This window comes from Streptomyces sp. Wb2n-11 (assembly GCF_001049855.1).
GTDB classification, from domain to species: Bacteria; Actinomycetota; Actinomycetes; order Streptomycetales; family Streptomycetaceae; genus Streptomyces; species Streptomyces altiplanensis.
This window is the reverse complement of the sequence record NZ_CVPB01000001.1, coordinates 1,194,297-1,206,855: the sequence shown is the minus strand read 5'-3', so window position 1 is coordinate 1,206,855 and position 12,559 is coordinate 1,194,297. Positions and strand designations below refer to the sequence as shown.

Genomic DNA, 12,559 nt, shown 5'->3' with positions numbered 1-12,559 from the left:
CCCCTCGGGTGCGAAACATGATCGACTCTGCGGGTTGACGACGATGGTCTTGCCCCACTCCTCGCCGGGGCTTACGTTCATCCCTCTACGTCCCGAATCTACGGGCGTAGAAGGTCTCTGACGTCCCGTTGAAGGAGACAAGTCATGGCCAACGTCGTACGCGCCGCACTCGTCCAGGCGACCTGGACCGGCGACACCGAATCCATGATCGCCAAACACGAGGAGCACGCCCGTGAGGCGGCCCGGCAGGGCGCGAAGATCATAGGGTTCCAGGAGGTCTTCAACGCCCCCTACTTCTGCCAGGTGCAGGAGCCCGAGCACTACCGGTGGGCGGAGGCCGTCCCGGACGGCCCGACCGTACGCCGCATGCAGGACCTCGCCCGCGAGACCGGCATGGTGATCGTCGTCCCCGTATTCGAGCGCGAGCAGTCCGGCTTCTACTTCAACACCGCCGCCGTGATCGACGCCGACGGCAGCTACCTCGGCAAGTACCGCAAGCACCACATCCCCCAGGTCAAGGGGTTCTGGGAGAAGTTCTACTTCAAGCCGGGAAACCTGGGCTGGCCCGTCTTCGACACGGCCGTCGGCAAGGTCGGCGTCTACATCTGCTACGACCGCCACTTCCCGGAGGGCTGGCGTCAACTCGGCCTGAACGGTGCCCAGATCGTCTACAACCCCTCCGCCACCCACCGCGGCCTCTCCGCCCACCTCTGGCAGCTGGAACAGCCCGCGGCCGCCGTCGCCAACGAGTACTTCGTCGCCGCCATCAACCGCGTCGGCCAGGAGGAGTACGGCGACAACGACTTCTACGGCACCAGCTACTTCGTCGACCCGCGCGGCCAGTTCGTCGGCGAGAGGGCCGACGACAAAGAAGAGCAACTCCTCGTCCGGGACCTGGACTTCGATCTCATCGAGGAAGTACGTCAGCAATGGGCGTTCTACCGGGACCGCCGGCCCGACGCGTACGAAGGACTGGTGAACCCGTGACCCAGGCGATCAACCTGCACGACCGCCACAAGGCCGTCATCCCCGACTGGGTCTCGCTCTACTACCGGCAGCCGATCGAGATCACCCACGGCGAGGGCCGGTACGTCCACGACGCCGACGGCAAGCGCTACCTCGACTTCTTCGGCGGCATCCTCACCACCATGACCGCCCACGCGCTCCCCGAGGTCACCAAGGCCGTCAGCGAGCAGGCCGGCCGCCTCATCCACTCCTCGACGCTCTACCTCAACCGCCCCATGGTCGAGCTCGCCGAGCGCGTCGCCACCCTCTCCGGCATCCCCGACGCCCGGGTCTTCTTCACCACGTCGGGCACCGAGGCCAACGACACCGCCCTGCTCCTCGCCACGACGTACCGCCGCTCGAACCAGATCCTGGCGATGCGCAACAGCTACCACGGCCGGTCCTTCTCCACCGTGTCCGTCACCGGCAACCGCGCCTGGTCCCCGACCAGCCTCTCCCCGCTCCAGACGCTGTACGTCCACGGAGCCGTCCGCTGCCGGGGCCCGTACGCCCACCTCTCCGACGCCCAGTTCATCGAGGCGTGCGTCGCCGACCTCGAAGACCTCCTCGGCCAGGCGGGCGGCCGCGTCGCCGCGCTCCTCGCCGAGCCCGTGCAGGGCGTCGGCGGCTTCACCTCACCGCCCGACGGCCTGTACGCCGCGTTCCGCGAGGTCCTCGACCGGCACGGCATCCTGTGGATCACCGACGAGGTGCAGACCGGATGGGGACGTACGGGCGAACACTTCTGGGGCTGGCAGGCACACGCCCAGAACGGCCCGCCGGACATCCTCACCTTCGCCAAGGGCATCGGCAACGGCATGTCCATCGGCGGCGTCGTCGCCCGCGCCGAGGTCATGAACTGCCTCGACGCCCACTCCATCTCCACTTTCGGCGGCAGCCCCATCACGATGGCGGCGGGCCTCGCCAATCTCAACTACCTCCTGGAACACGACCTCCAGGGCAACGCCCGGCGCGTCGGCGGCCTGCTCCTGGAACGGCTGCGCGCGATCACCGCCGGTGTGCCGTACGTACGCGAAGTGCGCGGCCGGGGCCTGATGGCGGGCATCGAGCTCGTCAAGCCCGGCACCGACGAGGCGGCGCCCGAGACGGCGGCGGCCGTACTGGAAGCGGCGCGCGAGGGCGGCCTGCTGATCGGCAAGGGCGGCGGCCACAACACCGCCGTACTGCGCATCGCTCCGCCCCTGACCCTGACCGTCACGGAGGCAGAGGAGGGCGCGCGCATCCTCGAGAAGGCCCTGAGGAACGCGCAGTGAGCCGCGGAGCCGCCGCCGGCCGCCTCCCGGGGCGGCTCCGCCCGTCGCTTTTCCCGGACCTGAAGGGAGCAGAACCGTGAACCGTACCGTTGTCCGCGGAGGGCTCGTCATCACGGCCTCCGACGAAATCCACGCCGACGTCCTGATCGAGGACGGGCGGATCGCCGCCCTCGCCTCCCACGGCAGCGGCGCGGCCGGCGCCTGGACCGCCGACCGCACGATCGACGCCACCGGGAAGTACGTCATCCCGGGCGGCGTCGACGCGCACACCCACATGGAACTGCCCTTCGGCGGCACCTTCGCCTCCGACACCTTCGAGACGGGCACGCGGGCGGCCGCCTGGGGCGGCACGACGACCGTCATCGACTTCGCCGTGCAGAGCGTCGGCCACGCCGTCAGGGAAGGACTCGACGCCTGGTACGCGAAGGCCGACGGCAAGTGCGCGGTCGACTACGCCTTCCACATGATCCTCTCCGACGTCAACGAGCACTCCCTCAAGGAGATGGACCTGCTCGTGGGAGAGGGGGTCACCTCCTTCAAGCTGTTCATGGCGTACCCCGGCGTCTTCTACAGCGACGACGGGCAGATCCTGCGCGCCATGCAGCGCTCCGCCGGCAACGGCGGGCTGATCATGATGCACGCCGAGAACGGCATCGCCATCGACGTCCTCGTCGAGCAGGCCCTGGCCGAGGGCCGCACCGACCCGCGCTACCACGGAGAGGTCCGCAAGGTCCTCCTCGAAGCCGAGGCGACCCACCGGGCGATCCAGCTCGCACGCGTCGCGGACGCCCCGCTGTACGTCGTGCACGTGTCGGCCGAGGAGGCCGTCGCCGAGATCGCCGCCGCCCGCGACAAGGGGCTCAACGTCTTCGGCGAGACCTGCCCCCAGTACCTCTTCCTGTCCACCGACAACCTCGCGGAGCCGGACTTCGAGGGCGCCAAGTACGTGTGCAGTACGCCGCTGAGGCCGCGTGAGCACCAGGCCGCGCTCTGGCGGGGCCTGCGGACCGACGACCTCCAGGTCGTATCGACCGACCACTGCCCCTTCTGCTTCTCGGGACAGAAGGAACTGGGCCGGGGCGACTTCTCGAAGATCCCCAACGGGCTGCCGGGCGTGGAGAACCGCATGGACCTCCTGCACCAGGCCGTCGTCGACGGGCACATCTCGCGCCGCCGCTGGATCGAGATCGCCTGCGCGTCCCCGGCCCGGATGTTCGGCCTCTACCCGAAGAAGGGGACGATCGCGCCGGGCGCCGACGCCGACGTCGTCATCTACGACCCGCACGCCGAGCAAATCATCTCCGCGGCCACCCACCACATGAACGTCGACTACTCGGCCTACGAAGGAAAGCGGATCACCGGGCAGGTCGAGACGGTGCTCTCGCGCGGCGAACCCGTCATCGACGGCCGCGAGTTCACCGGCCGGGCAGGGCACGGCATCTACACGCCCCGATCCACCTGTCAGAACCTGAACTGACCCGAGCGAACCGGGAGGTCCACGTCATGGACTTCGGACTCGTCCTGCAGACCGACCCGCCCGCATCGGCGGTCGTCGGCCTGATGCGGCGCGCTGAGCGCAACGGCTTCCGCTACGGCTGGACCTTCGACTCCGCCGTGCTGTGGCAGGAACCCTTCGTCATCTACAGCCGCGTCCTCGAACACACCGAGCGCCTGGTCGTCGGGCCGATGGTGACCAACCCCTCCACCCGCACCTGGGAAGTCACCGCCTCCACCTTCGCCACCCTCAACGAGATGTACGGCAACAGGACCGTGTGCGGCATCGGCCGCGGCGACTCCGCGATGCGCGTGGCGGGCCGCAAGCCCAACACCCTGGCCCGGCTCGGCGAGGCGATCGGCGTCATCCGCGACCTGGCGGAGGGGCGGGAGGCGGACATCGGAGGGCAGCGGATCAGGCTGCCGTGGGTGAAGGACGGCCGGCTGCCGGTGTGGATGGCGGCGTACGGCCCCAGGGCGCTGGAACTGGCCGGGCAGAAGGCGGACGGGTTCATCCTCCAGCTGGCGGACCCGTTCCTCACCGAGTGGATGGTCAAGGCGGTACGCACCGCCGCGTCGGACGCGGGACGCGACCCGGAGTCCGTCACCATCTGCGTCGCCGCCCCCGCGTACGTCGGCGAGGACCTCGCCCACGCGCGGGAGCAGTGCCGGTGGTTCGGCGGTATGGTCGGCAACCACGTCGCCGACCTGGTGGCCCGGTACGGCGAGGACTCCGGCCTGGTGCCGGAGGCCCTCACGGCGTACGTCAAGCAGCGCCAGGGGTACGACTACAGCCACCACGGGCGGGCCGGGAACCCGGACACCGCCTTCGTGCCCGACGAGATCGTCGACCGCTTCTGCCTGCTGGGACCGGCCGAGGCGCACATCGAGAAGCTCCGGGCGCTGCGCGCTCTCGGCGTCGACCAGTTCGCGGTCTACGACATGCACGACGCGAAGGAAGCGACGATCGACGCGTACGGCGCCGAGGTCATCCCCGCGCTCAGCTCCTGAGTCACCCGCGAAGGGTCCCGCCGCCGTGACCGCAACCGTTCCCAGGGGTCCCCGCCCCCGCGGGCCCGGCCCGGAGGGGCCGCGTCGGGCCCGCCCCGGCGCGGCCGGCTCCGGCAGCCGCTTCGCCGACGACGTGCTCCCCGTACCGGTGGAACGGCGCCGCCGGACGGCGTACGACTTCGCGGCCCCGCGGGCCGGCATGGCGCACAGCGTCCCCTCCCGGCTCCTCGCCTCGGGACCGGTCGCCCCCGGCGTGGGCCGGAAGCGGGCCGCCCCCGCCGGGAGGGCGCGTACGGCGGACGGCGAGCGGGGCGGAGCGGACCTCAGCCCGCGGTGACCTTGGCCGCGAAGGCGTCCAGACTGCCCGCCATGCGGGCGATGCGCTCGTCCAGGGTGAGGGACTCCTCGTAGCGCCCGGAACGCAGCTTGGGCTGCCGCTTGCCGCGCAGGTACAACGAGCAGGCGAGGTCGGAGCAGGCATAGATGCCGACCGTGTTGCCCTCCCGGCCCCGCGCACCCGCCAGGGGGGCGGCGAGCAGGGAGACTCCGGAGGAAGCGTGTCCCGTCAGGCATATCTGGCAGAGGCTGGACTTCACGGCGCTGGTGCGGCCCACGGCGGGGACGCGCAGGGAGATGCCCAGCGGACCGTTCACGCGGGGCAGTACGAGGTGGGCCCGCAGCGGAGCGCCCGGATCCACCCACCCCAGGAAGTCCAGGTCCCCCCAGGGCAGCTCGGCGAAGTCGAGCGGCAGTTTGAGGCGGGTCGCCTCGCCCTTGGTGCAGTTCACGAAGGACGAGCGGATCTGTTTCTCACTGAGCGGTTCCACGAGTGTCGACCCTACGGAGCAGCGGGTGGCGCCTCATCTCAATATCCGCCGTGCGGCGCCACCCCCACGGGGCCGGCGGGGACCCGCTCCCGCGGCCTCCTCTACGGGCGTACCGCGCCGACCATCCAGACCCCGGCCCGCATCACCACTCCCCGCCCCGCCTCGTAGGGGCGGGCGAGACGGGTGGTCCGGCCGCTGCCGCAGCCGATGTCCAGGACGCGGTCACGCTCGCCGATCGCGGCGGCGGCGAAGAGCGCGTCGTTGAAGTCGGACACCATGGCGTCGTAGCGGTCCTGGTGCTCGGCCCAGTGCGCGCCGACCGGCCCGTCCCAGGCTTCGGCGACGGGGTTCACAGGCGCGGGGGCGCGGGGTCCACAGGGTCTCCTCGATGCGCTCGACGGCGGTGATCGCGCCGGCTGGCCCGCTCACGACGTCGGCCCCCGGGCGCGGAGCCCGGGAGCCGGTATCGATGCGTGTGTTCCGTCAGGCCCGGGTCAGTTGGCGTCGACCAGGTGATGAGCGGGCACGGTCACCGTACGGGCGCCCGCCCGGCCGCCCAGGACGACCTTGCGCAGGGCACTGTTGTTGGTGAGGCTGGTCTCCTTGAGCCGCTTCTCGGGGTTGGCCAGCACCTGGATGTAGTAGGTGCCGTTCGGCAGGTTGGTGATGTCGAACGACTGGCCGGGGAGGTCCTGGGTGTAGGTGTCGCCGGAGCCGACGTCGAGCACCTCCCGGACGGAGATGGAGCTCTCCTGGCCGCACGCCGTGGACAGGTCGGTGTTGTCCGGGTGCCAGTTGGCGTTCTTCACCGTGTAGTCGACCGCGTCGGTGTTGGCCAGGCAGAAGGCCTCCTTGCCGCTGCGGACCGTCTCCTTCTGGTCGGCCTTGAGCAGTCGGTAGCTGGCGAAGTCGGTGAAGTGCCAGTGTTCGTGCCCCTTGCGGGGGTCCCACTCCATGGTGCCGGTCGGCGTGTAGCCGACCTGCTTCCCGTCGGCGTCGTAGAAGTACTGGTAGGCGTCCATCACCTTTTTGCCCGGAGCGCGGAAGCCGTCGACCACGAGCTGTGCGGGGCCCGCGTTCCACACGTTGGCGCTGAAGGCCAGGTAGTCCTTGCCCGCCGTGCTGCCCTCGCCCTTGTCGGTGGTGATGCCGTAGGCCGGCAGCGAACGCAGGTCGGGCTTGGGGACGTTCGGCACGTTCGGTGCGCCGGTCGGCCGCTTCGCGGCGGGCTTCACCGCCGGAGCCTTCCGGGAGCCGTCGGTCTGCCCGGCCTTGTCACCCACCCGGGCCGCCCTGAAAGCTTCCTTCCCGAGCGCCCAGGGGAGGGCCGGCGGTGCGGGGGTGTAGGGCCCGTGCCCCACGTTGTACGACGGTCCCGCCCCGCTCGTCGCGGGGGCCGGCGCCGGCGCGCGCATCGCGCCGTGACCGGAGTGCCCGGCCGCGTGCGACCCGTGCGCCATGGCGGACGCCGCGCCCGTGTCGTCCTCGTAGCTGCGCTCGCGTACGGTCACCTTGATCGTCCGGGACTTGTTCTCCATGCCGAACAGCTCGCGGTAGCGCTTCTTCACGGACACCTTGGCGGTGTACTTCCCGGCCGGCAGGACGACCGGGTCGGAGTAGTAGCCCGCGTACGTGTTGGACGCCCAGCCCTTCTCGACGCCCCACACCGAGCCGAGCGTGAACGGGTTCTCGGGACAGCTCTCGGGATACTTCGACCTGGCCGGGGCGTCGGGGCGGATCCGGCCGGAGGCGTTGTTCGGGCAGAAGGCCTCGGACTTGTTCATCACGGTCCGGCCGGCCGCGTCGGTGATCTTGATCTGGGCGAAGTCCGGTAGTCCCGCGAAGTCCTTCACCAGGCCCTGGGGAAGGGTTTTGGTCCGGGTCCTCGTCCCCTCGCGGATGACCTGCGTGGCCACGACCGGGTCCTTGTAGGACTTGCGGGTCACCTTGAGTTCGAGGGGGCCGTTCTCGGCGGTGACGTACGTACCGAGGTCCAGGTAGACGCCGGGGCTCTCCTTCCACGAGGTGAGCGTCACCGAGCCCGAGGCGGCGATCAGGCTGAGCTTCGGGGCGGGCTGCTCCGTCTCGGCGTCGGGCGCGGCGGCGACGAGGCCGGCGGTCACGGTGATCGCCGCGGCGCCGGCGATCGCCGAACGCCATGGACGGGCTTGGGGGAATCTGGTCATAATTCCTCGTTTTCCGGGTGCCTGATCTGATCGCGGAACTGTCTCCGGCCCGTGAGAGTTGCTGGAGGGCGGCATGGGTTGTCTGGGGCACCGCGAGACACGGCTCGTTGTCCGAAAACGGACCCTGAATGCCGGATCGAGCCGTCATGGCGCTGTTTCCGCCCCTGGGCTTCCCCGTTGTGGTACCTGAGCCGGGGTTCTTCGGGGCCCGGCCACTGAGACCGGTTGCTACGCCCCGCCGAACGACTCGCTGTCCGTTGTCCGCGCGGCCCCACTCCGGTCGGCGAGCCCCACCTGATCAGCAGGCGGCGGTGGAGCTGCCCAGGCGCAGGGGGGCGCCGGTGCGCGCGGTGATGTCCTCGACGGTGACGCCGGGAGCGGTCTCGACGAGAGCGAGGCCGTCGTCGGTGACATCGAGGACGCCGAGGTCGGTGATGATCCGGTGGACGCACGCCTTTCCGGTGAGCGGCAGGGTGCACTCCTCCAGGATCTTCGGGCTCCCGTCCTTGGCGGTGTGCTCCATCAGGACGATGACGCGTCGGGCCCCGTGCACGAGGTCCATCGCGCCGCCCATGCCCTTGACCGTCTTTCCGGGGATCATCCAGTTGGCGAGGTCGCCGTGGGCGGAGACCTGCATGGCGCCGAGGACGGCGGTGTCGATGTGGCCGCCGCGGATCATCCCGAAGGACAGCGCCGAGTCGAAGAAGGAGGCGCCCGGCAGCACGGTGACGGTCTCCTTGCCGGCGTTGATCAGGTCCGGGTCGACCTCGTCCTCGGTGGGGTAGGGGCCGGTGCCGAGGATGCCGTTCTCGGAGTGCAGGACGACGTGCACTCCGGGCGGGAGGTGGCCGGGGACGAGGGTGGGCAGGCCGATGCCGAGGTTGACGTAGGAGCCGTCGGTGAGTTCGGCGGCGGCTCGGGCGGCCATCCGGTCGCGGGTCCAGGTCATCGGGAACGTACCGTCCCTCGTGCCGGGGATGCGGAAGTCAGAAGGCGCTCGATCTGTTTGTCGGCGGCCTGGTCGGCGTCGAGCTCCACGACCCCCTGCACGTAGATGCCGGGCAGGTGCACCTCCTCGGGGGCCAGCTCGCCCGGCTCGACGAGTTCCTCGACCTCGGCGACGGTGACGCGGCCGGCCATGGCGGCGAGGGGGTTGAAGTTGGCGGCGGCCCGGCGGAAGCAGAGGTTGCCGTGCCGGTCGCCGCGCCAGGCCCGTACGAGCGCGAAGTCGGTGGTGATGCCGTGCTCCAGGACGTGCGGGCGGCCCGCGAAGTCGCGGGTCTCCTTGGGCGGTGAGGCGACGGTGACCGTACCGTCGGCGGCGTAGCGCCAGGGCAGGCCGCCGGCGGCGACCTGGGTGCCCACGCCGGCCGGGGTGTAGAAGGCGGGGATGCCCGCGCCGCCGGCCCGCAGGCGCTCGGCGAGGGTGCCCTGCGGCACCAGCTCCACCTCCAGCTCGCCGGACAGGTACTGGCGGGCGAACTCCTTGTTCTCGCCGACGTACGAGCCGGTCACCCGGGCGATGCGGCCCGAGGCCAGCAGGATGCCCAGACCCCGGCCGTCCACGCCGCAGTTGTTGGAGACGACCTCCAGGCCGCTCGCGCCCTGCTCGTACAGGGCGCGGACGAGGACTTCGGGTACGCCGCTGAGGCCGAAGCCGCCGACGGCCAGTGAGGCGCCGTCGGGGATGCCGGCGACCGCCTCGGCGGCGCTGCCGATCACTTTGTCCATGGTGTGCGTGTTCCTTTCAGTGTGCCGAGCCGGGCAGGACGGCGGGGTGGCCCCGGCCGCGGGCGGTGCCGGAGACCGGGGCCACCCCGCCGTCGGGCCGCCTCATCCGCCGGCCCCCGGCCGCAGGGCGTCGGAGACGGACTTGACGCCGCCGTGCGCGGTCAGTCCGCCGTCCACGGGGATCTCGGCTCCGCTGATGAACGACGCCTCGTCCGACAGCAGGAAGACGACCAGCGGGGCGACCTCGCCGACGGTTCCGGTGCGGCCCAGCGGGGTCTCGCGGACGTTGGCCTCGCGGAAGGCCGGCGCGGCGGAGGCGGTCATCCCGGTCTCGATGTAACCGGGGTGGACGGTGTTGACGCGGATGCCGCGCGGGCCCAGTTCCAGGGCGGCGGTCTTCGACAGGCCCCGCAGCGCCCATTTGCTGGTCGTGTAGGCGACCGGGTAATGGGCGGTGAGGGCCGCCGAGGAGCCGACGTTCACGACGGAGGAGCCGGATGGCATGAGCGGGGCCAGGTGCTGGATGCCGAGGAGGGGGCCGGTGACGTTCACCGCGTGGACCCGGGCCATGTCCTCGGGGCGTACGTCACCGACGCGGGCGCGCCAGGTGATGCCCGCGTTGTTGACCAGGCCGTGCACCTCCCCGTACGCCTCGCGCAGGTCGGCGGCGAGTCCGGCCCAGTCCTTCTCGCTGGTGACGTCCAGGCGCCGGCAGCCGCTCGCGGGGCCGACGTCGGTGGCGACGACGCGGGCGCCCTCCCGGGCGAGCGCCTCGGCCTCGGCGGCGCCCTGGCCGCGGGCCGCGCCGGTGACGACGACGACCTTGCCGAGCAGCCTCCCCCGGCCTTCGGCCGGGGGGTGCCCCGGGGGCTGCGGGCCGGTCACGGCCGCTCCCGGCCGCGGCGCCGGCCGGCCGGCAGGGGCACGGGCTCGGCACCCGGGACGACGGTGCTGGAGACGGTGCCGATGCCCTCGACGGTCAGGGTGACGGTGTCGCCCGGCTTCAGCGGCGGCGGCGTCCGCTCGCCGCGCAGGCCCCACAGTTCGGCGAGGCAGCCGCCGTTGCCGCAGGTGCCGGAGCCGAGGACGTCGCCCGGCACGACGCGGGTGCCGCGGGAGGCGTAGGCGGTCATCTCCTCGAAGGTCCAGCTCATGTTGGACAGCAGGTCCTCGCCGACCTTCTCGCCGTTGACCTCGGCGGTCAGGGCCAGGCGCAAGAAGCCTTCGGAGTCCCGGTACGGCTCCAGTTCGTCGGCGGTGACGAGGTACGGGCCGAGCGTGGTGGCGGTGTCCTTGCCCTTGCAGGGGCCCAGGCCCACCTTCATCTCCGCCGCTTGCAGGTCGCGCGCGGACCAGTCGTTGAAGACGGTGTAGCCGACGATGTGGTCGCGGGCCTGCCCGGGGGTGAGGTCGCGGCCCTCGCGGCCGATCACCGCACCGACCTCCAGCTCGAAGTCCAGGGCGGTGGAGCCGGGCGGCACGGGGATGTCGTCGTGCGGGCCGAGGACGGCGTGCGGGTTGGTGAAGTAGAAGGTCGGGGCCGCGTACCACTGCGCGGGGACGCCGCCGGTGCCCTCCACGGACCGCCGTACGCCCTCGACGTGCTCCTCGAAGGTGACGAAGTCCCTTACGGAGGAAGGCTGGAGGGGAGGAAGCAGCCGTACCTGTGAGACATGGGGGCCGGGCGGCACGTCGAGCGCCGCCGCCCCGGCGGCGAGCAGTCCCGGCAGGCCGTCGGCTTCCGTGAGCAGAGCGGTGAGCGAGGTGACGCCGGGCAGGGGGAGGAGGGTGCCGTCCTCTTCCACGACGGCCACTCGGTGGCGGTGCCGGTGCTCGTAAGCGGCGAAACGCATGGTGCGACTCCTGTTGGGGGGGAGGCCGGGGAGGTCGGTGAAGGGGATGCGCATGAGGCCGTGGCCCACGAGGGGACGTCCGCGGCAGCCCGCTGCCCGGGTGGTTCGTGCTTCTCGTGCTACGCGGTGTCGACGGCTTCGTGGGCCAGCGGACCAGCGGATCACGGTCCCGGGCCGGGGGCGCGGCGGCAGTCAGGGCGTTGACAGGAGTGCCGCGCCCCCGGGGTTCGGGGAGTGGTCAGACCGGCGGGGCGACGAACACGCCGCGGTCGACGTCGTTGAAGGACTCCTTCGCGATCAGCTCGTTCATGGGGTTGGCGGTGCCCCACTGGTCGGTGACCTCGGGCTGGGAGAAGTCGTAGACGTGCGGGTGCCAGGTGTCCTCGTCGAGCTCTTCCAGCTCCGTCGTGTACTCGACGGTGTTGCCGTGCGGGTCGAGGAAATAGGTGAAGGTGTTGTCGCCCGCCATGTGCCGGCCCGGTCCCCAGATCTTGCGGAAACCGGCGCGCAGCACGCGGCCGGAGCCGCGCATGTACTCGTCGATGCCGCGCATCTCGAAGGAGACGTGGTGCAGGGCGGTGTGCGGGCCCTGGGCGATGGCCATGGAGTGGTGTCGGCTGCTGATCCGCATGAAGTGCATGACCTCGCCCATGCGGGGCGAGGACAGCGTGTCACTGAGCGCGAAGCCGAGGTGGCGCTCGTACCACTCACGGGTGCGGTTCAGGTCGGGCGAGTTGAGCACGACGTGGGAGAGCTTGACCGGGATGGCCTCCTTCTCCTCGATCTTGCGGTGCTGCCGCACCTCGACGTCGGCGGAGACCTCGATGGTGCGGCCGTCGACGTCGAAGAACCGGAAGCCGTAGCCGCCGCCGGGGGTGTCGACGGTGTCCGGCCGCGAGATCAGCTGGACGCCGCCCGCGAGCAGCCGCTCGGCGAGGGTGTCGACGTCCGTGGGGTTCGCGGCGCCGTAGGAGACGAGGTCGAGGCGCTTCTCCTCGGCCTCGCGCAGCCGTACGACGTACTGCTCCGGGCTGCCCTCGGCGGCCAGGAAGGAGATGCCGGAGTCCTCGGCGACCTTGGTCAGGCCCCAGACGCCCGCGTAGAAGTCGAGCTGCTTGTCGTAGTCGGGCACGGCGAGGTCGACGTGCCGCAGATGGGTGAGCAGACGTGCGTTCATG

12 protein-coding genes and 1 pseudogene are annotated in these 12,559 nt (G+C 71.2%); 5 read left to right on the top strand and 8 right to left on the bottom strand.

The window, feature by feature from the left end; all coding sequences use genetic code 11:
• Positions 1–144 precede the first annotated feature (144 nt).
• The 5 genes from BN1555_RS05320 to BN1555_RS05300 all read left to right on the top strand — a co-directional run bounded on the left by BN1555_RS05320 (position 145) and on the right by BN1555_RS05300 (position 5,121).
• Entirely contained in the window at positions 145–987 is an 843-nt protein-coding gene (locus tag BN1555_RS05320; RefSeq protein WP_093798306.1) for a nitrilase-related carbon-nitrogen hydrolase, read from the top strand.
• The gene (locus BN1555_RS05315; protein ID WP_255305888.1) at positions 984–2,279 is read left to right on the top strand and encodes an aspartate aminotransferase family protein; all 1,296 of its coding nucleotides are present in this window, start codon (positions 984–986) and stop codon (positions 2,277–2,279) included. The genes BN1555_RS05320 and BN1555_RS05315 overlap by 4 nt, the downstream gene beginning before the upstream one ends.
• A gap of 76 nt (positions 2,280–2,355) precedes the next feature.
• Positions 2,356–3,756, top strand: a complete 1,401-nt coding sequence (gene hydA, locus BN1555_RS05310) for a dihydropyrimidinase (RefSeq protein WP_093798304.1) — start codon at positions 2,356–2,358, stop codon at positions 3,754–3,756.
• Positions 3,757–3,782: 26 nt separating this feature from the next.
• On the top strand, positions 3,783–4,784 hold the full coding sequence (locus BN1555_RS05305) for a TIGR03842 family LLM class F420-dependent oxidoreductase (protein ID WP_093798303.1): 1,002 nt from the start codon (positions 3,783–3,785) through the stop codon (positions 4,782–4,784).
• Between the two features lie 25 nt (positions 4,785–4,809).
• Positions 4,810–5,121 (top strand): hypothetical protein, encoded by a 312-nt coding sequence (locus BN1555_RS05300; protein ID WP_093798302.1) that lies wholly within the window; start codon positions 4,810–4,812, stop codon positions 5,119–5,121.
• Here the strand turns inward: BN1555_RS05300 and BN1555_RS05295 are convergent.
• The 8 genes and pseudogenes from BN1555_RS05295 to BN1555_RS05260 form a co-directional block, all read right to left on the bottom strand.
• The gene (locus BN1555_RS05295; RefSeq protein WP_093798301.1) at positions 5,108–5,611 is read right to left on the bottom strand and encodes an FBP domain-containing protein; all 504 of its coding nucleotides are present in this window, start codon (positions 5,609–5,611) and stop codon (positions 5,108–5,110) included. The two genes, BN1555_RS05300 and BN1555_RS05295, sit on opposite strands and share 14 nt — an antisense overlap.
• A 173-nt stretch (positions 5,612–5,784) precedes the next feature.
• A pseudogene (locus BN1555_RS05290) lies at positions 5,785–5,964 on the bottom strand (class I SAM-dependent methyltransferase); the annotation flags it as partial.
• Positions 5,965–6,105: 141 nt separating this feature from the next.
• Complete coding sequence (locus BN1555_RS05285) at positions 6,106–7,797, bottom strand: lysyl oxidase family protein (RefSeq protein WP_176709956.1); 1,692 nt, start codon at positions 7,795–7,797, stop codon at positions 6,106–6,108.
• A 298-nt stretch (positions 7,798–8,095) separates the two neighbouring features.
• The gene (locus BN1555_RS05280) at positions 8,096–8,746 is read right to left on the bottom strand and encodes a CoA transferase subunit B (protein WP_093798300.1); all 651 of its coding nucleotides are present in this window, start codon (positions 8,744–8,746) and stop codon (positions 8,096–8,098) included.
• Positions 8,743–9,528, bottom strand: coding sequence for a CoA transferase subunit A (locus BN1555_RS05275; RefSeq protein ID WP_093798299.1), 786 nt, complete (start codon positions 9,526–9,528; stop codon positions 8,743–8,745). The genes BN1555_RS05280 and BN1555_RS05275 overlap by 4 nt, the downstream gene beginning before the upstream one ends.
• A gap of 102 nt (positions 9,529–9,630) precedes the next feature.
• Positions 9,631–10,413: an SDR family NAD(P)-dependent oxidoreductase gene (locus BN1555_RS05270; RefSeq protein ID WP_093798298.1), complete on the bottom strand. Its 783-nt coding sequence runs from the start codon at positions 10,411–10,413 to the stop codon at positions 9,631–9,633.
• Positions 10,410–11,381: a fumarylacetoacetate hydrolase family protein gene (locus BN1555_RS05265; RefSeq protein WP_093803199.1), complete on the bottom strand. Its 972-nt coding sequence runs from the start codon at positions 11,379–11,381 to the stop codon at positions 10,410–10,412. Before BN1555_RS05265 ends, BN1555_RS05270 begins: the two co-directional genes overlap by 4 nt.
• Positions 11,382–11,619: 238 nt before the next feature.
• Positions 11,620–12,558: a VOC family protein gene (locus BN1555_RS05260; RefSeq protein WP_093798297.1), complete on the bottom strand. Its 939-nt coding sequence runs from the start codon at positions 12,556–12,558 to the stop codon at positions 11,620–11,622.
• Position 12,559: the final 1 nt, after the last annotated feature.

Excerpts from the sequence above, each read along its gene's own strand:
- BN1555_RS05320 (WP_093798306.1), top strand. The coding sequence starts at position 145 with ATGGCCAACGTCGTACGCGCCGCACTCGTCCAGGCGACCTGGACCGGC.
- BN1555_RS05305 (WP_093798303.1), top strand. The coding sequence starts at position 3,783 with ATGGACTTCGGACTCGTCCTGCAGACCGACCCGCCCGCATCGGCGGTC.
- BN1555_RS05285 (WP_176709956.1), bottom strand. The coding sequence starts at position 7,797 with ATGACCAGATTCCCCCAAGCCCGTCCATGGCGTTCGGCGATCGCCGGC.
- BN1555_RS05280 (WP_093798300.1), bottom strand. The coding sequence starts at position 8,746 with ATGACCTGGACCCGCGACCGGATGGCCGCCCGAGCCGCCGCCGAACTC.
- BN1555_RS05275 (WP_093798299.1), bottom strand. The coding sequence starts at position 9,528 with ATGGACAAAGTGATCGGCAGCGCCGCCGAGGCGGTCGCCGGCATCCCC.
- BN1555_RS05265 (WP_093803199.1), bottom strand. The coding sequence starts at position 11,381 with ATGCGTTTCGCCGCTTACGAGCACCGGCACCGCCACCGAGTGGCCGTC.
- BN1555_RS05260 (WP_093798297.1), bottom strand. The coding sequence starts at position 12,558 with ATGAACGCACGTCTGCTCACCCATCTGCGGCACGTCGACCTCGCCGTG.